This is a genomic window from Desulfosarcina sp. (assembly GCF_055467485.1).
On the sequence record NZ_JBUOIV010000068.1, the window covers coordinates 1 to 21,629 of the forward strand.

The window sequence follows — 21,629 nt, forward strand, 5'->3', positions numbered from 1 at the left end:
GTTCACACGCTCAGCTACGATGTCACCAATATGCTCAAGCTGGCCAAGGAGGTGCTGCAGAAAACCTTCAAGGTGATCGTGCTCAAGCAGGATCTGGCCAAGACCCGCCGGTTGATCAAATCCCTGTCCGCCGCGGGGATCGACATGGAAATCATTCCGGAATACAGCCTGAGCCACTACATCGAGCAGGGCACCAAGGTGTTCATGGGCGCCTTGTCCATCACCGAGGACATGAAGGTGGTGTCAGCCATCGGATCGGCCAATATCGTCAGCCTGTGTCACCTGAGCAACCTGCCGGTCTACCTGTTTGCCAATACCCTCAAGTTCTCCCACCGGCCGTCGTCCCAGCAGCGGATCCACCGGAAGGTGGAATCCAAAACCCACGGCGACATCTCTTTCCAGCTGATCACCCACTCCCACGATACCGTGGACCTGAAGCATGTGGATTTTATGGTCACCGAAGACGGCATCATGGACAAGGCGGCTATAGCGGAATTTATCAAATCCCCCCGGTAGCAGGCCCGTGCAGGGAAAGCTCGATCCCGTTTCGACCCACCTCATGCACCGGGACAGGCTGGCCATGCCCAGGTGGACCGGTCATCTGTTGTCATACCGGCATCGCCTTGCCGGTTTTTCGAGCCTCATGTATCTTGGGATGGTTTGCCCGGCCAAATCGAGAAAGCCTTGAGGATCAGTTGTCGTTCAATATCGTGGTGACCATGGAGCGGTCATCTTTTACGGCGGTCTGCTGATCGGATGCGGCTGTGGCCGAGGGCAGGGCTTTCCAGCGTGATTTATGCATGGCCCTGAATGCGATCTGGAACATGGCTTCTATGAGTGAATAGGCGGAAACTTCGTGGGAGGGGGTGTCAACTGCGGTGACGGCGCGGCGCTTTTCCGATTCGCCCTGTTTTAATCGATTCAGGTTGTTCAAAAAAGCAACCATTTGGGGTGCTACCTGGCGATGATGATCTGGAAGCTGTGCGTGGTTTTCCCACCGGGCCACTTGCTTGGCAAGGGAGTCGCATGACGCCTCCAAAAGAAAAGCCTTGTTCTTTTCACTCTTTAACAGGGGGGACAAAGAGACATGTTTGCGGATTGCGTGATGAATCAGGTTTCTTTCACGCTCCAGCTCTTGTTTGATTGACGATGCCATGGATTCGGGAACCGACACGGACAATTGGTTCAATACCTCTGAATATGCCGACAAGTGACTTTTGATGTCGGTGGCTGCGGCCGACCAGAATTTCTGGCTCATGGCCTTGACGGTGGCTTCGTCGGGGTCGGTTCGGTTACGGCTCGACTTGAGGATTTTCAGCATTCCCGGAAAAGAACGGGCGGCCCGGGGGAACAGGTTAATCCCGGCAACCGCCTTGAAAATGATCGCGATGGTGGCAAACCAGTCTTGAAGATGAAGTGCATCCGCCAGATTTCCAAAATTGTTGGAAATGGTGCCATTTCTCAATAGGTGGAGCGGTGTGGCATAAAGGGGCGTCCCCCCGAGAAGGGGCTGTGCAATGTTACCGTCGCGGGTGGGCTTCAGGGAGACCGCCGTTTCGACATCGATCACGCCGATGGAAAAGTCTCTCCTGTTTTTCAGAAACCCCGGATAGGTATCCGGGTCGGCATCCATGAACAAATTGTCCGGCTTCAAATCCCTGAGCGCCAAGCGCTTTTCTTTGAGGAGGCAGAGCAACTTGAGCATATTGGACGCGATGTTTTCGATCTGCTGCCGGCTTTTGGAAAATGCCTTGTTTTCCTGCTGCGTTTTCAGGAGCTGGATCAGGTCGTCCACGATCTTCTGGTTGGATTTGAAGACGGTGGAAAAGCCATCTTTGATGCGGGCCTGCAAGGCCTCATCAATCCCATTTTCTTCCAGGTTGCGGTTTTCTCCGGTGATGGCTGCAAGAAACCAGTTTTTGATCTGGAAGGTGTGGATTTTTTTTCCATTGGCCGACGCCTTGAAAATGCGTTTAATTTCTGTTTCACAGAGCTGGTAAAGGGTCTGAAGCCCTTCAAATACAGGGAGGGAGCCCAGTCCGTATCGGGTGGTAAATGCCTCCTGGTCCCAGGCCACATCCGGTGCCTCGCGGAATTCGTTGCCGGTTTGATCCTTGGACCCGTGCAATTCATCGATGACCCGACCCAAAAAGAAACTGTTGGTCAGTTCCATGAAGAAGGCATAGCGGTCTCCGATTTTCAGGTATTCCTGGTATTCAGGATTTTCTTCAACCAACCGGATGTACTGTTTTTCCAGTTGCTCCTGGCTGAGGCTCGATTCATAGGGCAGCTTTTTAACCTTTTTAAGCACCACGGACACCATGGGAACGATACAGGCCACGGGTGAAAGTTGTGCGGCGATCTGCACTTCTCTTCGAATATTCCCCACATATTTTTGCATATCCGTGACAGGCACTGGTGGTATCTTTACCACCATATGGGTGTCGTAGATAACGTAAAAGCATTTGCTTTTGCTGCCGGCCTCTTCCCCCAACGGCCCAATGGACATCCGGCGGGTCAGCCAGTCGCTGCTGCCCTTGACGCCCAATTCGAAAATTTTCATTTTGCGGGATGCGGAGGTGTCGGTCATGGTAAAGCGGGCGGGAACATCCTTGTCCAACCCGTTTTGAACCTTGTAAAGCCCGAGGAAAAAAAGTGCGATTTCACGAAGATCGGAAGTCTCCTGGCAATCTTCATATGCGTCGCCGGATCGATCGGCTCTATTCGAGAGACCGTCAACAGACGGCGTTCTCAACGCTTCAGTTTTCACTGCAGTCGATAACATCCGGACTAGTCTGGCGATTCCGGACACAGCGGCTATCATAAACAGAAAAATCAGCAGGCGACTGTCAATAAGCCGAACCAGGTTCTGACTCAATCCCAGACGCGCCATTAACTGTCGCTTCTTATTATCGATGATACGGGGCAGGGAGGTTTGTTTTTGAACCTGGATCGATCCGACGGAAGTCACGTCATCTTTCATGAACATGCCGGATTTTCCATTGGCTTCGTAAAAGACGAACTGATCGGACGGGTCGACCTTATCAGCAAGGACCGGTTCTCCGCCCCTGATATAGATGACCTGACTGTTCGAGGTGAGATCAACTTTAAAAAAAGAGATCAGGGCGGTGCAAAGCGCTGAGAGCACAATGATAATGATCCATTTTTTCATAGCGTGACCATCCGGTTGATCCTGTCCTCCAACGGGGGCGTTTCCTTTATTGCGATACCGGTCCTTCTGAGGCGTATTGGAGCACCACCACACCGATTTTAATGACGTCCATGTCTTTCAGGCGAACCGGCCCGCGGACGGTCTGGCCATTGACTTTCGGTTTGATCCAGCCACTGACGCCGCTGATGTAGTGGTGTTGAGGGGTCTTGCTGATAGCCGCAGCCGGATCGCCGGCCAGGAAAGAAAAAAAACCGCCAATGACGATATCGCACCTGTGGGATCTGCCGATGGTAACCATGCTTTTTGCCAGGTCGAATCTGCCGCTTCCGCCGGCCAGAAATGCCACGTAAGCCGGTGCCTTGGGAATTTCGGGAATATCTCCGCTCTCGGCCAGCATCCGGCGGTAGACTTCCGTGTCCATGAACATGGTGTGATCCGGACCCGGGTCTCCAGGCAAGGCCGAGGTTTTTAACCCACCCTGTTCGGGTCTCGGCCTCGACCGTCCATGATCCAAAAAAACCAGCGTATGCTTGCCGATGGTGATTATATCGCCGTTTTTTAGAATTGCCTGCTCAACGGTCAATCCATTCAGGAAGGTACCGTTTTTACTATGGGTGTCCTTTAAAATGAAACGGTTGCCCTCTTTGAGGATGACGGCATGGTTTCCGGAAACCGCATAATTATCAATGACCAGATGATGGTTGGGATTTCTGCCTATGGATAGGGTGTCGATTCGATCGAGGGCGAACTCTTTGATCGTTCTGTCCTTGTACTTGACGAGCATTCTGATCATTTGGTCGCCTTTTTTTACGAAAGACTCTGCTCAGGAACCTTTTTTAGCACCGAAAAGGGATGCGATCCATGACGGAATGCCGGCAATTCGCCCAAACAGGCGATTGGCCGGCTTTTCGTTTGCCGACGTGACCCGCACCACGATAACGGTAATGTTATCCTCACCGCCTCTTTGATTGGCCAGATCTGCCAGCTTTCTACAGGCTGACTGCGAATCGTTCTGATATACCAGATCACGGATTTCTTCCCTGGAAATCTTGCCACTGAGGCCGTCGCTGCACAGGACAACAATATCACCCGTAAAGCACGGGGTTTCTAAAAGATCCACGCCCACGTCAGACCGAATGCCTACGGCGCGGGTAAGAATATGCGCCAGCTTGCTTTCAGAAAACCGGCCCTCCATTGACCTGGGTATTTTTTTCCGCTCGTGGAGCAGGGTGTGAGGCGTGTATAAGGTTTCTATTTCCCTGTTTCTCAACAGGTAAATGGGACTGTCTCCCACATTGGCGGTGATGATGGAATCTCCGGCAAGGTAGAGTACAGATACAGTCGTGCCCATTCCCCGGCAGGCTTTATCCAATAGCGACTGTTTGTAGATTTTTTGATTGGCCAGAAAAATGCTTTCGCGGAGATGCCTGGCGGCCACACTCTGGCGATCGACAACGTTGGTCACGTCATCAGTGGTAAACACCTGAGACGGTGCTGCCATGTATCCATCGATGGTTTCCACGGCAAGCCGACTGGCCACCCCCCCGCCGCGATGCCCCCCCATCCCGTCTGCCACGACGTAAAGTCCGATCGGTTCGTTGAGGAGGAAGCAATCTTCATTCGCCTTGCGAACTTTTCCGATATCACTGATACCAGCGGCTTGAACCATGATCATGTTTTGCCCCTTTTTCCCTTAAAAACAATAAATTGGAATGATTGTCAAGGAAAACACGGAGTTTGTGAGAATTCTAAGCACACCAGCAAAGGCGCATGGCGATTTAGGGGGAGCATTTTTAGTTCCCGCCGCCGGGGCCAAACCGTGTGCTCGAGACCGGGGCTGAGGCGAGATGACGATGCTTGCCGTGAGGGTCATTCTGTTCTTGCAGATGACTCCGGTCGATGCGATGCCGGATCGTCATGTCCTGGGCCGGTGGATCATTGCCGGATACCCGGGCGTGTTTCTGCCTGATTAAAGCCAAGGATGAAAATGCCAATAAGTGGGTCATGAAAACAACATCGCCTTTACTGTTTGCTGCCTGGAAGAAACTGATCGGGGCTTATGTGGGATCATCGGCCATCGGCTTTTGTGCCGGCGTGCTTCTGGTCAAGATCGGGCATATCGAACCGGAGCGCATCTTCGAAGTATCCACCAAACGGCTGTCCTATGCGCTGCCTGTTTTTGATATGGGTTCACAACACGGCATCGATATGGGAGCCTTGTTGTTCGCCTGGAATGCTGTCGGCGCGTTGACCACCCTGTCATTTGTTTATACGGCCGCGCTGTTGAATCCTTACCGCCTGGGGTTGTCGCCGAAAGGGGTCAGAACGATCTTTTGCGGAAAGACAAGAATGAAGCTGCTTTGCTATCTGCCGGGATGTGCGAAGATTGAAGAAGAGTCGCTGCGCAGGCTATATGTATGGCTCATGGTTCCCCTGCTGGGGATGATTTTGCTTGGCATAGAATGCGGACTGCAGGTTTCAACAGCAACTTATCTCTTCGGGTCATTTTCTTTAGCCATCATCTCCCTGCTGCCGCATGGCCTGATTGAAATTCCCGCTCTGGCTCTTGCAGGTGCGGTTACGTATTCGGCGCACCTGCTGGTGAACGTACAAGCCCGGAGCAATACGACCCGCGCGGTGTTTCAGCAGCTAGCTGCGCATAGAAACACCCTGCCGATCATGAAAGTTGTTATGTCGGTGATCGGCGGCCTGTTTCTCGCTGGGTGGGTCGAGGCGCATGTCACCCCGCGGATCATGGCCAGCCTGTAGATTCCTCGTTCCCACGTGATGCGCGCGGGAACGAGGAAGATAATTAAACCTGCCGAAAAACAATCCGTTCCCCTTCTGCCTCGGCGCTCAGTTTCACACCTTCCAGAATTTTTCCTTCCAGGATCTCCATGGCCAGGGGGTTTTCGATCTGCCGCTGGATCACCCGCTTCAAGGGGCGGGCGCCGTAGACCGGATCGTAGCCCTGGCGGGCGATGAGGTCGCGGGCCGAATCGGCCAGGATCAGCTCGATGTGCTGTTCGGACAGCCGGTCGGCCAGACGCGCCATCTGGATATCCACGATTCTGCCGATCTGATCCGGTTCCAGGTTGAGAAAAATGATGGTTTCGTCAATACGATTCAGAAATTCCGGTTTGAAGCCGGCGCGCAGGGCCTCGGTGACCCGCCGCTCCATCTCCTCGCGATCATGTCCACCTAAATCCTGGATGTACTGGCTGCCCACGTTGGAGGTCATGATGATGATGGTGTTCTTGAAATCCACGGTCTTGCCGTGGCCGTCGGTCATGCGGCCGTCGTCCAGGATTTGCAGCAGCACGTTGAACACCTCCGGGTGGGCCTTTTCGATTTCGTCGAACAGGACTACCGAATAGGGCCGTCGCCTCACCGCCTCGGTGAGGTAGCCGCCTTCATCGTAGCCCACGTAACCCGGCGGGGCGCCGATGAGCCGGGACACCGAATGCTTTTCCATGAACTCTGACATGTCGATGCGCACCATGGCCTGCTCGGAATCGAAGATGAATTCGGCCAAGGCCTTGGCCAACTCCGTTTTTCCGACACCGGTGGGCCCCATGAAGATGAAGGAGCCGATCGGCCGGTTGGGATCCTGGAGTCCGGAACGCGCCCGGCGCACTGCATTGGAGACTGCTTCGATGGCCTGCTCCTGTCCGATGACCCGGTTGCCCAGGCGTTGTTCCATGTTCACCAGCTTCTGCCTTTCGCCTTCCAGCATGCGACTCACCGGAATGCCGGTCCAGCGGGAGATCACCTCGGCGATATCTTCGTCATCCACCTCTTCTTTGAGCATCTTTTTATCTGACTGGAGCGCCTCCAGCTCCCTGTTGGCCTGCTCCAGCTGGCCTTTCAATTCACTGCTTCTGCCGTAGCGCAGTTCGGCGACCCGGGCCAGGTTGCCCTCCCGTTCAGCCCGCTGCTCTTCGATGCCCAACTGCTCCTGGGCCTCCTTGATCGTTCGAATGTTCTGGATCAGGCGCTTTTCGTCTTCCCAGTGGTTTTTCATGCCGGCGATCTGGGAATGCATGGCTTCCAGGGTATCTTCCAACTTGGCAAGGCGCTCCCGGGAGGCGGGATCGGTCTCCTTTTTCAGGGCTTCCCGCTCGATCTCGGACTGCAGGATCTTGCGCTGGACTTCATCGATTTCCACGGGCATGGAATCGATTTCGATGCGCAACTTGGAGGCGCACTCGTCAATGAGGTCGATGGCCTTGTCTGGAAGAAACCGGTCGGCGATATAACGATGGGACAGGGCTGCCGCAGCCACGATGGCTGAATCCTTGATTCGTACACCGTGGTGAACTTCGTATTTTTCTTTAAGCCCGCGCAGGATGGAAACCGTGTCTTCCACGCTGGGTTCGCGCACCAGCACCGGCTGGAACCGTCGCTCCAGGGCGGCATCTTTTTCGATATATTTGCGGTATTCATTCAAGGTGGTCGCGCCCACGCACCGAAGCGTTCCCCGGGCCAAGGCGGGCTTGAGCATGTTGGAGGCGTCCATGGACCCTTCACTGGCACCGGCCCCGACCAGCGTGTGCAGCTCATCGATGAACAGGATTACCTGGCCCTCGGCTTTTTCCACTTCTTTGAGCACCGCTTTGAGGCGATCCTCGAACTCGCCCCGGTACTTGGCGCCGGCGATCAAGGCACCCATGTCCAGAGCCACCAACCGTCGGTTCTTCAGGCTCTCGGACACATCCCCGGCCACGATACGCTGGGCCAGGCCTTCCACGATGGCGGTCTTGCCCACCCCGGGCTCGCCGATGAGCACCGGGTTGTTTTTGGTCCGGCGGGAGAGCACCTGGACGATGCGACGGATTTCGTCGTCCCGGCCGATAACCGGGTCCAGCTTGCCGCTGCGGGCCATATCCGTCAAGTCGCGGCTGAATTTTTTGAGTGCCTCGTATTTTTCCTCGGGATTGGGGTCCGTGATCCGCTGGTTCCCCCGGATTTCCATCAGCACCTTCAATATGGCCTCCCGGTTCACCCCGGACGCACTCAGGATGCGCGATACCTCACCCGCCTGTTTGTCGCACATGGCCAGCAAGATGTGCTCGACGCTGGTGTATTCATCTTTCATCTTGCCGGCTTCGGCAAATGCCGCTTCAAGAACGGCCTTGGCAGCGGACGAGAGATACACATCCCCCCCGCTGACCTTGGGCAGCCGGTCGACGGCCTTAGCCGCCGCGGCGGCAATGCCGTCGCCGGAAGCGCCCAGCCGTTTGAATACGGACCTGGCCACCCCTTCTTTTTCGTCAAGCATCGATGCCAACAGGTGAGCCGGTTCGATCTGCTGATTGCCGTGGGTGGAGGCCAGGGTCTGGGCGCTCTGGATCAACTCCTGCGACTTTAGGGTAAATCGGTCAAACCGCATCATCTTCTCCTCATATGGATAATGGGCTAAAATTAGTTTTGGTCTATATTTTGCAGCACAAATATAAACACCGTCCCTATGATGTCAAACCCATGGAACGTATCGAATTAAAATGTTATTTGTGAAGCGGTGGTGTGCGTCAAAACGCTTGTTGAGCAGTCAGCTCTGCCTAAGACTTGACTGTAAAAAAAGGTTGTGCCACAAGCATGAAGAAAATCGAAACGAATGGATCCGGTCCATAAAGCGGGGCGGGCCTGTGCTAACCATCAAGTTGAATCGGAAGGCGTGTCGATGCCCGGTTTTGTTGCTGTTCGTTTGACGCAGTTCGTTAAGCAGTACCTGCGCAACCATAAGGATGCCGATGGCAACGAGGTTCGTGCCGCCGTCGAGGACGCCCTTGCCGCCCGGCGCCAGGGCGTCCGGTGTGCATGCGGCAAGCCCCTTTGGGTCGCCGGGTCTGCCGTTGCCGGGTACGGATGTTTTACCTGTATAACCGGATCGGCCGAACCGGATGGCGACCCGGAAATCGATGCGGCTTGCGAAGGATTTTTTTTTGAAGCGGACGACTCCGAAGACCAGATCGCCCAGGTGAGCGAGATCATCAAAAACCACCCCCGGGACTATCGGGAACGGCTGGAGGAGGCCGGGTTCGTGTGGCAGGACGATGAAACCGATCTGCTATACGAGCAGGAGGCTACGGAAGAGCATGCCGCTGTGCCCGAAACCGACATCCAGCGGCGACTGGTTCGATTTCTGAATACCGGGGGAGCTGTAACCCGACAGATTCTCGATGCCTATCTAGAAGAGCGCTATTCGGCGACCTCCAATCTCCCTTTGATCCGCAGATACTTCAAACAAGCCAATCCCAATTTGAAAGCGATCCTGATGAAAGGGCTGGCCGCCAACCCCACCGACCTGGACCTTCTTGACGACCTGTCTTACTTTGCCGAATACGACAGCATGCTGGGCGAACTGATCCGCTTCTATACGGATGCCTGTATAAAAGAGACGGATATTGAGCGCTTTTCCCTGCTGGCCCAGGATTTCCATATGAACACTTATGAACAGGGATACGATGCCCTGCATGAGTTGGTCGCCATTTTTCAATCGGGGACAAAGGGCGCGGTGGTCCAGCAGCTTTCCGAGACTGTCGATGACTACGAGGGGGCGGAGGACATTCCCTTCTAGAAACCAAGTTCAAAACGCCCCATTTCGGTCAATATCGGCGTTGGGCTCGCATTTCAATCCTCGACATACCCTATGTATGCACCCCAATGGCACTTTCTTCAGGGCGCCTGCGGTTGAAATGATCGCCCGCCTTGATCTTGACCGAACTGAAACGGTTTGAAACAGGCGCTAACGTCTGTAGTTAACGCTTCCGGCCTGACCGTGCATCTCCATAAGCGCCTCTTCGAGAACGTCGCCTATCGTTTTAATCGCGCCGGTGAGGGTTTTTTCATCGGCCATGGTGTAGTTGAGCCGCATGGTTTCCCTGCCGTCACCCGGGCGGGCAAAAAAGAAAGTCCCGGGAACGAATGCTGTCATGCGGGTCACCGCCATTTTGTTCACCGCTTCCATATCCATCCCCTCCGGTCCTTTTACCCAGATGAACATGCCGCCGTCGGGCACCGACCAGGTGAACGATGATGGAAAGAACCGGGCCATGGCATCGAGCATGGCTTCCTGCCGGGGACGATAAAGTGCGACGATGCTTGGCAAATGGCGCTTCAGGTGCCCTCCGGCCAGATATTCCGCGGCCAGGGCCTGGTTGAAGGTGCTGGTATGAAGATCCACTCCCTGCTTGGCCAGAACCAGCCAATGGGAAATTTCCCCCGGTGCCAGGCAGAATCCCATGCGAAGCCCCGGTGCGAAGATCTTGGACAGGGTGGAGAGGTACACCACGTGATCCGGAGCCAGGGTCTGGATCGGCGGCATGGGGGTCCCCCGATAGCGAAGGTCACCATAGGGGTCATCCTCGACCAGTAGGGTGTCGAACCGCTGGATGATGCCGGCGATGGCCCGGCGCCGTTTCATGGACAGGGTGCGTCCGGTGGGGTTCTGAAAATTGGGCACGAGATAGATAAACTTGACCCCTCGGTGTGACAGGGCTGCTGCCAATGCGTCCGGCAGCATGCCTTGGTCGTCGGAGGCGATCTGTACGTAGTTCGGTTCATAAGGGGCAAAGGCCTGCAATGCGCCCAGGTAGGTGGGCGCTTCCAGGGCCACCCGGTCACCCGGATTGATGAGGATTTTTCCGAGGCTGTCCAGCACCCCCTGTGACCCGCTTGAGATCAAGATGCGGTCTGACGTCGTATCGATTCCTTTTTCGACCAGATAATCCACCAGGGCTTCGCGCAGAGGCAAAAAGCCTTCGGTGTGGCCGTACTGGAAGGCGGTTGAACCGTATTTTTCGACGACGGTTCCGGTGATTTCCCGGACGATGGCCAGGGGAAAACTTTCCGGAGCGGGTATGCCTCCGGCCAAAGAGACCATTCCCGGTCTGGACACCACCTTGAGGATTTCGCGGATAGCGCTGGCGCCCATGTTGGCGGTGCGGCGGGCCAGTATACGGTTTGTGGGCATGTCGCTCAACCTCCCATAAAAAAGAAAGACCGGTTGGTATTTTATTTGGGTTCAAAGATTCATGGGGTCGAGGATTCAAGGGGGTTGCGATCCGACCCCTTATCTTTACGACAACAGATCCATTGAACCCTTTTTCTTCAATTTCGCAATTGCCTAATGAAAAAGCACAGTTGGTCGTTCGTCTGCTGAAGGAGCGTCCGGTCGCGGGTGGACATGTACAACGTGGCGGCACCGTTCAGCGTGATGACGATGAAATTGGATATTTCCCGGAAATCCAGATCCGGTTTGAGCAGATCGGCGGTTTCCGCCTCCGTCAACCAGGATTGGAACAGCCTGGAAAACCCCACGAAGCCTTTGAGGATGTGGCGGCCCATGGCGTCGGACTGGCCGGACAACTCTACGAGCATGTTGACGAAAAAACAGCCGCCGTCAAAAACCTCCCTGCCCAGGTAGTCGAGCAGGACGTTTTCGACGGTTCGCTCGATCCGCTCAAGCGGGCCCGGGATGGACCGCATGTCCTTAAAAACGACCGATTTCCATATCTCCACGGCATCATCGTAAACGGCACGCCAGATCTCTTCCTTGCTCTTGAAATGGCAGTAAAGCCCGCCCTTGGTCAGTCCGGTGGCCTGGAGGATGTCACTGATGGAGGTGTTGAAATATCCCTTGACGGAAAACAACTGCAGGGACTTCTCGATAATTTTCCGACGGGTCAATTCACCTTTTACGGACATTGTCCACTCCTTAAAAAAACCAACCGGTCTTTATTTATTTTGCCGGACAGAAAAAGTCAACCATCGAATGTCGGCGAGTCTTGGCGGCGAACGGTCGACGATCCGTGCCGGCTGGGCAACCAGGTCTGGCATAGAAGCGGTCTGGCGCAGATGGGCAGAAACCTTTACGCTTGGCGGGCATCGTTTTAAATACGAGGCTGTCCTTGCCAGAAAGGCGCGGGGCTGATTACAAAAAATGAGAATTTGAACCGCGATAGCGAGCGTATTTCCGTCGCTTGGGGTGGGTTGGCGAGCGGATTGGCAATTGACTTGCGTCTTTGCGCTGATGCATCCTCCCCCCGCTTCCCGTGGGGAGGGTTCAATTGAAGACGGATGGTTTTCTAAACTCGGCTAAGCAGTCTGCTCCTCGTAGGACTGGGTTTTACCAAAAACCAGATTTCGATAAAGCAGGGTAACCCAGTGAATGATACTGGTGATCAAACCCAGAGTAACGAAAGAGATGATAAACAATGCCAAAAAAGCGAGAAGTCCGGCGCTTAATCCGGCAAGGATGAAATCAATCATGGCGTCTCTCCTTTTCAATGTCGCTTTGGATCGGTGAGTCGTGAAAATGTGTTCAGGATGGAAGCAATTTTATTGCCAAAACCCGATATATTTATAAATATATGTAATAACTATCAATTGTGGTTTTGATTGCTGAATGAATTGGGAAACAGGCACCTGACTGGTGAAAAAAGAACGAGAATCGGATAAGAAATGGGAAAAAAAGGTAATGGTGGGTGCGCATTATCGGGACCCGTTTGCGAAACATCGTTTGACTCGCTTGCATGGGTGGTGGTATCCCGTGAGCACTTTTGGGGCGACGGCGGATGGCCAGGCAAAAGAGATCTCCGACTTGCGGCCCGCCATCCGTCCCCGCTGCTGGCAACGGAGCTCGGATCGGCCGCTGCCCATGGCTTGAAGAACTCACCTGTTTGCGTGACCACCGGGACCGAATGTGATGACATGCACAGTCATGGACGAGGCATACCGCGCTTTCCGAACGGCAGTGGGCAGTTTAGCTGACCAGTGGCTGGCGACCGGACTGCCTTCGCGGCAGGGCCTTCACGAAGCGGCGGAGAACCTGGAACGCCAGCGCGCGCATTTAAAGGTGAACGGTATCTGGGACCAGTCGCCGTCCATGGTAACCGCGACTCTCGATGACGGGCTGGGGCAGGGACTGGCCATTATCGAAAAATATGCCGCTGCAATCGGCATTCACCTGATCGCTTTAGGCCTGATGCAAACGCCTGCAGCCGTTATGGATGCCTGCCGCCGCCATCAGCCGGACTTTTTGGGGCTGACCATCCTCCAGTTCGATACCGAAGACGATCTGACCCGCATCGCCAGCCACCTGCCCCGCAAAACCCGCATTGTGGCCGGGGGGCCGGTTTTTTCCGGCGATTCTGATTTTGCAGGACGGACCGGAACCCATTATGCGGCTAAAAACGTGGCCTTTTTTCTGCGCTACATGCTGGATTGGCCCGACAACCAGACAATGTGAATCGACATGCCTTCAGGCAACGCCAAGATGACCCTGATTCCCGGGGTCTTCATCATCTGTCTCACCGTGATATTCGGTGGCAACGCCGTGGCCATCAAACTCGCGCTGACCGGTATGGGGCCGCTGACAACGGCGGGCCTTCGTTTTGCCCTGGCGGCAGCGGCCATCGCCTGCTGGGCGCACCTCACCGGCCGATGCTTTCGCATCCGGCCGGGCCAGGCGTTTCAGTTGCTGATCGTGTCCATTGCCTTTACGATTCAGCTTTGCCTTTTTTATCTGGGGCTCGAGCGAACGTATGCCTCCAGAGGGGTGCTGGTTTCCAACCTTCTGCCTTTTTTCGTTCTGTTTCTTTCGCACCGGTTCATTCCCGGCGAGCGTATCACCTGGAAAAAAATGGCGGGAATCGCAATGGGATTCATCGGCGTGGTTTTCATGTTGACCGGCTCACAGGGTTTTTCCGGAGCGATTCACAGCGGTGATCTGATCGTTTTGGCGGCGGTGGCGGTCTGGTCCTGCAATGTGGTTTATACTAAACGCATCATCAATGACTTCGCGCCGTTTCACCTGGTGCTCTATCCCATGATATTCTCTGTCCCGGTTTTCCTGTCAACCGGGTTCCTGTGGGATGGTCGGATGGTGTATGATATGAACCTGATGGTGCTCGGCGCATACCTTTACCAGAGCCTGATCAGCGCCGCCTTCGGTTTTGTGGCCTGGAGCACCATGCTGAAACGCTACGGCGCGTCGACCCTGCATTCGTTTGTGTTCATCATGCCCATTGCCGGAGTGGTATGCAGCGGGCTGGTGTTGAACGAACCGATCACGCCCAATCTCATTGTCGCCGTGGTTTTGATAGCCGGCGGTATCCTGATGATTCACCTGGGTCCAAAGAAGCCTGCGTTTACCTTTCCATTGGGTAGGGGGCTGTAGCATGAAATTTGGCGCGATGAATTTCCCGATCGTCCCGCTGCTGGATGAAATCGACAACTTTGCCCGGCTGGGGTTCGACTATCTGGAGCTGGCCATGGATCCCCCCATGGCCCACCACAGCAGCCTTTCCGCCAATAGGGCGGCCATCATCCGGGCACTTGAGGCCAGCGGTCTTGGCCTGGTCTGCCACCTGCCCACGTTTGTTTCCACCGCTGATCTGACGGAAAGCCTCCGGCGGGCATCGTTGGCGGAGATGCACCGATCTCTGGAGGTGGCTGCCGAGCTGGGGGCGAAAAAGGTCGTCCTGCACCCGAGCACGGCCGGGGGTATGGGCGCCTTCGTCCTGGACACGGTCAAAGGCTATCTAAACGATTTTTTGTCGGAAATGGTGGACGCCGCCCGCCGCCTGGACGTGACCATCTGCCTGGAAAATATGTTTGTCCGAAACCGGCTGGGGGTGGAACCGGATGATCTTGAGGAGATATTCGATACCTTCCCTTCCCTGAAACTGACCCTGGATACCGGCCACGCCAATATCCACGATCGTCGGGGACGGCGCCTGAAAGAGCTGGTGAGCCGATTTGGCCAGCGTATCGGTCACCTGCACGTCAGCGACAATTTAGGGACGCGGGATGACCACCTGGCCGTGGGGCAGGGAACCATCCGGTTTGCGGATCTGGTCATGCGCCTCAAAGGCGCCGGTTATGATGACACGGTCACCCTGGAAGTTTTCGATGAAAACCGTCGGATGCTGGTAGAGAGCCGGGAGCGGATCAGGGCCATGTTTGCCGATGGATAGTCGGAGATAAGGGGCGAGGGTTCAAACCGCCAAAGGGTCAAGGGGAAGCAGTCAAACATTTTCACCCCAATTCCGGGCTCCTCGCTCGACCGCTTGAACCCTGAGTGTCTTTACTTTTTATCATTCGGTTTGAGGATGCCCGTTAAAAGCAGTTCACAAACCATTTTCCCCAGGGTTTCCACCTGCCGTTCCGTGGCGGCCAGCCGGCTGAGGTAGCCGCCAGAGATCAGCTGGGCCAGACCGTGTATCCCCGACCAGGTGGTCACCGCCAGTTCCATGGTGTCGCGGTCGAGAAAAACGCCCGCCTTTTTTCCATTATTGATGATCGTTTCCACCAATTGAAAAGCGGCCCAGGATGCCTGCTTCAAGCTGCGCGGGGCGGTCCGCATGTTGATGACGCCGCCGAAAAGGAGATGGGCCATGCGCGGATTCCTGACCCCGAAAAGAATGTACTGCACCGACGCGGCCACAAACTGTTTGCACGGATCGTCGTCGTGCCGCCGAGCCGCCTTGCCGGCTTCATCGGTGAGCTGTTCGAACCCGACCTGAGCGATTGCCGCCAGCAGATCAGCCTTGTCCTGGAAATGCCGGTAAGGTGCCGTATGGCTGACGCCGGCAGCCCGGGCGACCTCGCGCAGGCTCAGCCCGGCCAGTCCTTTTTTTTCGATCATCTTCGATGCTGCCTGGATCAGGGACCGGCGCAGGTCACCGTGATGGTATGGTCGATGATCGTGGATGGACAATTTTTTCTCCAAGATGGCTGGGGTGTTTCATGCCTTCCCGTATCAAGACGCGGAACCGCTTCACCGATAACGCCATCTGCCGGTTTGCTGATTTTGGCTGACGCGCGGGCCGGTGGCGGGAAAGCGGGTTCGCATGCCCGGTTCAGACGGGGACGTTTTTTCGGAGGATCTGCACGATGCGCTTCAGGTAGTCCGGTGCTTTTTCCCGGGCGAAACGGCAGGCCCCGGCACCGGGATGCCCCCCTCCTTCGAAGGCGGAGAGCATCTTTCCCACGTTCACTTCACAGCCCCGGTTCAAGATACTGTGCCCCACCTTGATACTGGCCAGATTGTCGTCGTCGAAGACGATTTTGACGTTCACCGTGCAGTCGGGAAATAGCGAATAAACCAGAAAGCGGTTTCCGTTGGGTGCAGGTTCGAGTTTCCTAAAATCGGTGATGGAGACCTGGTCCACCAGCGTCGTGTTCTCCCTGAGGGCTTTTTCGTAGGCGATATTGGTTTTCACCACCTGCCGGCATCGCCGCTTCACCTCCGGATCGTCCATTACCCGGACCGTTGAACGGGTCCGCAGCAGGGCCACCAGACGATTCCAGTAGCGCTCCTCGGATGGATCGTGGTTGGTGATGGTCATCGACAGCAGCACGTAGGGATGGTTTTCCGGGTGAAGGATCTCGTCCAATGTCAAATCGGCCGAATCGATGCGGTCGGTTTGGCAAACCAGTTCGGTATAGTCCCGATCCAGCCGTTCCCGGTAGTGTTCATAAACAATTCCGGCGGCCGATGGTGCGATTTTAAACACCCCTTCAACGGGGGCCGCGGGTTGATTGGAATAGTGATGATCGAACCACAGGCTGCAGTTTTCGTGGAAAGGCAGGTTGGCGATGACATCACCGGGTTGGATATCCACCCGCCGGTGCTGCATATCGCTAGGCTGGACCCATCGGACCGGTGGGTCGATGTCAAGCGCATCCATGAGCAAGACGGCGCATACGACACCGTCGAAATCAGGTCTGGTAACCACTCTCATCGGATTTGTTCCTATTCCTTTCGGTGCTACCACCGTCATTTACCGGTAAGAACAGACGGGGGATCTCTCTTTTCAGCCCCTTGATGATCCGGTTTTTCCGAGCCAGGGACCGATACATGAGGTCGAATGACACATGTATCAACTATCCGGTTGAACCGCAATAGCCAGCGGTTGATGCGGCGGGCCGGCGATTCCCAACCCGCTTCGACGCGCAGTTTTGGCTTGAAGTTTAAGCCGAACCATGACAGACAGAAACCCCGTGGACGAGCTTTTGGAACCATTCGATCCATCCCCGCTCCCCGGTATTCAGCGGTCTGGCGTCGGTGGTGCCATTGATGCACAAGCATTTGAACCGGCGGTCAAACAGGAGGGACAATCCAGGAATGGGTGATACTCAGCTGGCGAATCTGGTTGAAATGGAATCCCCGCAAGCGGTGTTGGACGAGGCGATAACCGTGATTGCGCTCTTTTCTGCTGACACGGATCCGTTGGCCATCCGCGCTGCATTCGGCCAAACCGTGTCTCTCTACCAGGGTGACTGGGAACACACCAAAGGCTGCAACACCGATTATCACGACCTGAAGCATGTCACCGATTGTTTTCTGGCCATGGTCCGGCTTTTTCATGGTGCGAGGCAGACCGGGCTGTCTTTTTCCCCCCGGCAGGTCCACCAGGGCCTGGTGGCGGCCCTGCTGCACGATGCCGGATACCTGCAGAACAGCGACGACAATGAAGGCACCGGTGCCAAGTATACTTCATGCCACGTGCGGCGGAGCATGGACTTTCTGCAACAGCACTTCGCGGTTTTCGGCCTTCAGGAGAGTGAGATCCACGCCAGCATGGCCATGATTCACTGCACCGATCTCAACTGGGACCTGTCATCGGTTCCGTTTCCGGACCCATCCACCGAACAGATCGGCAAGATGCTGGCTGCGTCGGACATCCTGGCTCAAATGGCGGATCGCACCTATCTGGAAAAGCTGCTTTTTTTATTCTACGAGCTGGACGAGGCCCGCATCCGGGACTATCGAGACGAGTTGGACCTGATGCATCGATCTGCGGATTTCTACATCCGCATGGCCGATCGTTTTGAAAGCCAATTGTCATCCTCGAACCGTTTTATGGTTCATCACTTCAAGGCGCGATGGAATATCGATGCAGACCTCTATCAACGAGCCATCGACAACCAGCGTGTCTATCTGACGACGATCCTGAAGTCAGTCGACGATGACCCCCGGGATCAGCTGCGACGCAGCAGGATCGTGGAAGCGGTCAAGAAGAAATACACGTAACGGCCTCGAGAAACGGACACAATCCCCTTTTTTCCGATCACGCCCGAGGGAATGTTGGAAATGAGGATCGCCGCCAGCTCCAGCGTCCCGCCGATGGCCGGTATGGCTGTTGCTATACGACGCCTTTGGGCATGGGCGCAACGGGCTCACCGCCCAGCGGGTAGCCGCCGTCCAGTCGTATCACGCTGCCGGTCATGAACGGGGTGTCATCCAGGAGAAACCGGACGGCCCGAACCACATCCTCGAGCCGGCCAATTCCGGCCAGCAGGGTGTGGTCCACGATGGCCTGCCGTTGCGATTCGGACAGCAGCCCCCATCCGCGGGTACCCGGTCCATGACGGGTTTCAAAAACGCCCAGCATCAGTTCGTTCACACGCACCTGGGGTGCGCCGAGTCGGGCCCAGGTTTCCGTGAGCAGGGATATGCCTCGGTTGGCCGAGGCATATCCTTCGTTGAACAGATAGCTGGCCGGACCGCTTCGACCGACAATGCCGGCAATGGACGAGAGGTTGACCACAGCGCCGTCTCCGGAGGCCTTGAGGTAGGGCAGTGCGGCCTCGAACGCCCATTGCTTGGCCCGCAGGGTGGTGGCCATCTCCATATCCCATTGCTCCCGGTTGTACCGGCCGTGAACCACCGGCCATCCCCCCCGTTCAATATTGTTGATCAGGATGTCCAACCGGCCGAAGCGGTCCATGATCCGTTTGACCAGACCGGTGATGGCGTCTGTGTCCAGCAGGTCGGCCCGTTCGATCATGTGGTCCGTTCCGGTGTCGGCGAAATCGGATTGCATGGCAGCCAGGCTTTCCGGCCAGTCCAGCCAGGTGGCCGCTACCCGCGTACCCCGGCGCAGCAGGTCCAGGCCGATGGCTTTTCCGATACCCTTGATGCCGCCAAACACCAGGGCCACTTTCTGATTGGGTTTCATATTCAAGCCTTTTCCGGTGAACGGGTCAGGAGGTTGTTGCGAACCCATTCCATGGCGACGAGCAGCAGATCCATGTCATCGGCTGCTGACCGGTCACGGGCGTGGGCGCCAGCGGTGGTCGGCAGGTTGCCGTCGCTGTAGAAAGGGTCATTGCGAAAGGTGTCCAGGTCATAGAGGGCCGTATATAGCCGTTTTTTTTGTGACGGCCTCAGCGGGCCCGGTCGGAACCGGTTCTTGAGGCTGATCAGATCAAGCATCTCGTCGTTCATGCGGTTGTAGGCGGCAATTTGCTGATCGTCAACCCAATCGTCCACGGTCTGCCGTTGTCCGTTTTTAAAACCCAGGCAATGAGGCTCTCGAATCAGTGCCCAGTGTTCGGTCAGACGCCCGGTTTCGCGGTCACGGAAAACGCCGCGGGCCAGCGGATAGGTGCGGCAGGATGCCGGCCGGGCCGGATATACGCGGCAGCCGGCGTCGGTGACAAAGGGGCAGGCCAGGTCCTCTGCATCGCCGAATCGCAGGGAGACCACCGGCAGTCCGGTCGCGGGTCCGGTGCTCTCCTCAGTGTACCTGGTGAGAAAGGCCCCGGACGGCATGTTCATAAAATGCTTTAGACACAGGATATCATAGGGGGTCAACACCTGGTTCAGATTCCGGCAGCAGTCATTGAAACACGTCACTTGCGGCGAGCAGGTGAAACGGAAGGGCTGATTTTTTTCAAGCGGCTCAAGAGCGGGTCGCATGGCCGACCTCCTGAATGGTTGGGTTCCGGTTGTGTGGGGCAGTGGTAGCACGCTGGGCAAGCGTGTCAACTGCATTCTTCTTCCGGTCGACCGAATCGAAGTAATCGGAAATCGATCCTGAATGGCCTGACCATGGGTCGCTTCAAGAGGACTATCCCTCCATGTTTTAGAAGGCTATTGCACCATATATGGTACCTTTTAGAGAACGTTCAACGATATGTAGGTTGTCGCCGGTTTGAATGTAAGTGACTGCATCTTTTAGGCTTTTATGCCACCGAAAATTCTTGACAATGAATATGCTGGATGGTATTGATCTTACCTTGTGTTACACAATGACTATCTTCCCGAATTTATACGAAATATTCAATCGAACAAATCAATGCCGCAGCGCATTGGATTCATATCTGCATGTCGCGTTTTGTAAAAACAGGGTATGGGGTTTGGATATAAACCCAATGTAACTGTCCGGGTCGAAACTATTCGGACACCTAATCTATGGAAGGGAGGTGCGAGAAGCAGGAGGATTAAGCCTTAGTTTCGGAAGTAGGTTGAGTGAAATCTTTTTAACTAACCGTAGGAGGTATACTAAATGCCAAGTTTTGTAATTCAGGAAAAATGTGACGGCTGCAAGGGCGGCGATAAGACCGCTTGCATGTACATTTGTCCCAATGACCTGATGGTGCTGGATCCCAACGCCATGAAAGCTTACAACCAGGAGCCCGATCAGTGCTGGGAGTGCTTTTCCTGCGTGAAGATCTGCCCCACCCAGGCCATCGAAGTGCGCGGCTATGCCGATTTCGTACCGCTGGGAAGTTCCATTATGCCCATGATGGGCACCGAGGACGTCATGTGGACCTGTAAGTTCAGAAACGGCCTTATCAAACGCTTCAAGTTCCCGATTCGGACCACCCCCGAAGGCCAGGCCAATGCTTATCCGGATCTCAAGGGCAAGGACCTCGAAAGCGGCCTGCTCTCCACCGAAGAGGCTGACGGTTACGCCATCCCGACCCCGAAGGTCTAATCCGGTCCATTGTTTGTTGGTGATAAAATCATTTAGAATTCGTATTTCTACAGGAGGATAAAATATGGCATTACCGAATAAACCTGTGGGTGAACTCAAGGCCGTGCGGGATCCTGAAGTTGACGAGCGCGAAGTTGACATTCTCATCGTTGGCGGTGGTATGGCTGCCTGCGGTACCGCATTCGAAGTTAAAAAATGGCTCAAAGACGGCCAAAAAGTTCTGCTGTGCGACAAGGCCGCCATGGAAAGATCCGGTGCCGTTGCCCAGGGTCTGTCCGCCATTAACACCTACGTTGGCGAAAACGCCCCGGAAGACTATGTCCGCATGGTGCGCAACGACCTGATGGGTCTGGTCCGCGAAGACCTGATCTTCGACCTGGGCTGCCATGTCGACGATTCCGTGCACCTGTTTGAAGAGTGGGGTCTGCCCGTCTGGAAAAAAACCGAAGACGGCAAGAACCTGGATGGCAAGAAGGGTCAGAAAATGGGGACCCTGAAGTCGGGCGCCAAACCGGTCCGCACCGGTAAATGGCAGATCATGATCAACGGCGAGTCCTACAAGCGCATCGTCGCCGAAGCGGCCAAGCTGGCCCTGGGCGATGACAACATCATTGAGCGCTGCTTCATCGTCGAGCTGCTTCTGGATGCCAAGGTGCCCAATCAGATCGCCGGCGCCGTCGGTTTCTCCGTCCGTGAAAACAAAGTCTACATCATCAAATGCA

Annotated in this window: 20 protein-coding genes; 9 read left to right on the plus strand and 11 right to left on the minus strand. The window is 55.5% G+C overall.

The annotated features are described in order from the left end of the window. On the plus strand, positions 1–516 hold a 516-nt coding region (locus ACZCED_RS21620), incomplete at its 5' end, for an eIF2B alpha/beta/delta subunit family protein (RefSeq protein WP_464861690.1). A gap of 175 nt (positions 517–691) precedes the next feature. Here the strand turns inward: ACZCED_RS21620 and ACZCED_RS21625 are convergent. From ACZCED_RS21625 to ACZCED_RS21635, 3 genes are read right to left on the minus strand one after another with little or no spacing between them, the layout of a single operon-like run. Beyond that, a complete protein-coding gene (locus tag ACZCED_RS21625) occupies positions 692–3,172 on the minus strand; it encodes a hypothetical protein (protein ID WP_462968329.1) in 2,481 nt (826 codons plus the stop codon). Positions 3,173–3,218: 46 nt separating this feature from the next. Continuing rightward, the gene (locus ACZCED_RS21630; protein WP_462968330.1) at positions 3,219–3,965 is read right to left on the minus strand and encodes an FHA domain-containing protein; all 747 of its coding nucleotides are present in this window, start codon (positions 3,963–3,965) and stop codon (positions 3,219–3,221) included. 30 nt (positions 3,966–3,995) lie between these two features. Next, positions 3,996–4,847, minus strand: a complete 852-nt coding sequence (locus tag ACZCED_RS21635; protein ID WP_462968331.1) for a PP2C family protein-serine/threonine phosphatase — start codon at positions 4,845–4,847, stop codon at positions 3,996–3,998. 242 nt (positions 4,848–5,089) lie between these two features. Between ACZCED_RS21635 and ACZCED_RS21640 the strand changes: the two genes are divergently transcribed. After that, a complete protein-coding gene (locus ACZCED_RS21640) occupies positions 5,090–5,941 on the plus strand; it encodes a stage II sporulation protein M (RefSeq protein ID WP_464861691.1) in 852 nt (283 codons plus the stop codon). Between the two features lie 43 nt (positions 5,942–5,984). Here the strand turns inward: ACZCED_RS21640 and clpB are convergent, their stop codons facing one another. Beyond that, entirely contained in the window at positions 5,985–8,564 is a 2,580-nt protein-coding gene (gene clpB, locus ACZCED_RS21645; RefSeq protein WP_464861697.1) for an ATP-dependent chaperone ClpB, read from the minus strand. 291 nt (positions 8,565–8,855) lie between these two features. Between clpB and ACZCED_RS21650 the strand changes: the two genes are divergently transcribed. Beyond that, positions 8,856–9,752, plus strand: coding sequence for a hypothetical protein (locus ACZCED_RS21650; protein ID WP_464861692.1), 897 nt, complete (start codon positions 8,856–8,858; stop codon positions 9,750–9,752). Between the two features lie 168 nt (positions 9,753–9,920). Here the strand turns inward: ACZCED_RS21650 and ACZCED_RS21655 are convergent, their stop codons facing one another. The 3 genes from ACZCED_RS21655 to ACZCED_RS21665 form a co-directional block, all read right to left on the minus strand. Then, positions 9,921–11,147 (minus strand): aminotransferase-like domain-containing protein, encoded by a 1,227-nt coding sequence (locus ACZCED_RS21655; RefSeq protein WP_464861693.1) that lies wholly within the window; start codon positions 11,145–11,147, stop codon positions 9,921–9,923. A gap of 137 nt (positions 11,148–11,284) precedes the next feature. After that, positions 11,285–11,881, minus strand: a complete 597-nt coding sequence (locus tag ACZCED_RS21660; protein WP_464861694.1) for a TetR/AcrR family transcriptional regulator — start codon at positions 11,879–11,881, stop codon at positions 11,285–11,287. A 390-nt stretch (positions 11,882–12,271) separates the two neighbouring features. Then, positions 12,272–12,445 (minus strand): hypothetical protein, encoded by a 174-nt coding sequence (locus ACZCED_RS21665; RefSeq protein WP_462970982.1) that lies wholly within the window; start codon positions 12,443–12,445, stop codon positions 12,272–12,274. Positions 12,446–12,881: 436 nt separating this feature from the next. Between ACZCED_RS21665 and ACZCED_RS21670 the strand changes: the two genes are divergently transcribed. The 3 genes from ACZCED_RS21670 to ACZCED_RS21680 are packed head-to-tail and all read left to right on the plus strand — an operon-like array spanning position 12,882 to position 15,153. After that, positions 12,882–13,424 carry a cobalamin-dependent protein gene (locus ACZCED_RS21670; protein WP_462970983.1) on the plus strand — a complete coding sequence of 181 codons (543 nt, stop codon included), beginning with the start codon at positions 12,882–12,884 and terminating at the stop codon, positions 13,422–13,424. A gap of 6 nt (positions 13,425–13,430) precedes the next feature. Then, positions 13,431–14,354: a DMT family transporter gene (locus tag ACZCED_RS21675; protein WP_462970984.1), complete on the plus strand. Its 924-nt coding sequence runs from the start codon at positions 13,431–13,433 to the stop codon at positions 14,352–14,354. 1 nt (position 14,355) lies between these two features. Beyond that, positions 14,356–15,153 carry a sugar phosphate isomerase/epimerase family protein gene (locus ACZCED_RS21680; protein WP_462970985.1) on the plus strand — a complete coding sequence of 266 codons (798 nt, stop codon included), beginning with the start codon at positions 14,356–14,358 and terminating at the stop codon, positions 15,151–15,153. 110 nt (positions 15,154–15,263) lie between these two features. Here the strand turns inward: ACZCED_RS21680 and ACZCED_RS21685 are convergent, their stop codons facing one another. Both ACZCED_RS21685 and ACZCED_RS21690 read right to left on the minus strand, forming a co-directional pair. Then, entirely contained in the window at positions 15,264–15,896 is a 633-nt protein-coding gene (locus tag ACZCED_RS21685) for a TetR/AcrR family transcriptional regulator (protein WP_462970986.1), read from the minus strand. Between the two features lie 142 nt (positions 15,897–16,038). Next, a complete protein-coding gene (locus ACZCED_RS21690; RefSeq protein ID WP_462970987.1) occupies positions 16,039–16,923 on the minus strand; it encodes an exopolyphosphatase in 885 nt (294 codons plus the stop codon). A 383-nt stretch (positions 16,924–17,306) separates the two neighbouring features. On the opposite strand from ACZCED_RS21690, the gene ACZCED_RS21695 reads away from it, so the two are divergent. Next, positions 17,307–18,215 carry a hypothetical protein gene (locus tag ACZCED_RS21695; RefSeq protein ID WP_462970988.1) on the plus strand — a complete coding sequence of 303 codons (909 nt, stop codon included), beginning with the start codon at positions 17,307–17,309 and terminating at the stop codon, positions 18,213–18,215. A 112-nt stretch (positions 18,216–18,327) separates the two neighbouring features. Here ACZCED_RS21695 and ACZCED_RS21700 read toward each other — a convergent pair whose 3' ends face one another. Together ACZCED_RS21700 and ACZCED_RS21705 are read right to left on the minus strand one after the other, a co-directional pair. Then, the gene (locus ACZCED_RS21700; RefSeq protein WP_464861695.1) at positions 18,328–19,143 is read right to left on the minus strand and encodes an SDR family NAD(P)-dependent oxidoreductase; all 816 of its coding nucleotides are present in this window, start codon (positions 19,141–19,143) and stop codon (positions 18,328–18,330) included. Between the two features lie 2 nt (positions 19,144–19,145). Further along, positions 19,146–19,886, minus strand: a complete 741-nt coding sequence (locus tag ACZCED_RS21705) for a YkgJ family cysteine cluster protein (protein WP_462970990.1) — start codon at positions 19,884–19,886, stop codon at positions 19,146–19,148. A 589-nt stretch (positions 19,887–20,475) separates the two neighbouring features. On the opposite strand from ACZCED_RS21705, the gene aprB reads away from it, so the two are divergent. Together aprB and ACZCED_RS21715 are read left to right on the plus strand one after the other, a co-directional pair. Then, positions 20,476–20,907: an adenylyl-sulfate reductase subunit beta gene (gene aprB, locus ACZCED_RS21710; protein ID WP_462970991.1), complete on the plus strand. Its 432-nt coding sequence runs from the start codon at positions 20,476–20,478 to the stop codon at positions 20,905–20,907. A gap of 64 nt (positions 20,908–20,971) precedes the next feature. After that, a partial coding sequence (locus ACZCED_RS21715) for an FAD-binding protein (protein ID WP_464861696.1) occupies positions 20,972–21,629 on the plus strand: 658 nt, incomplete at its 3' end.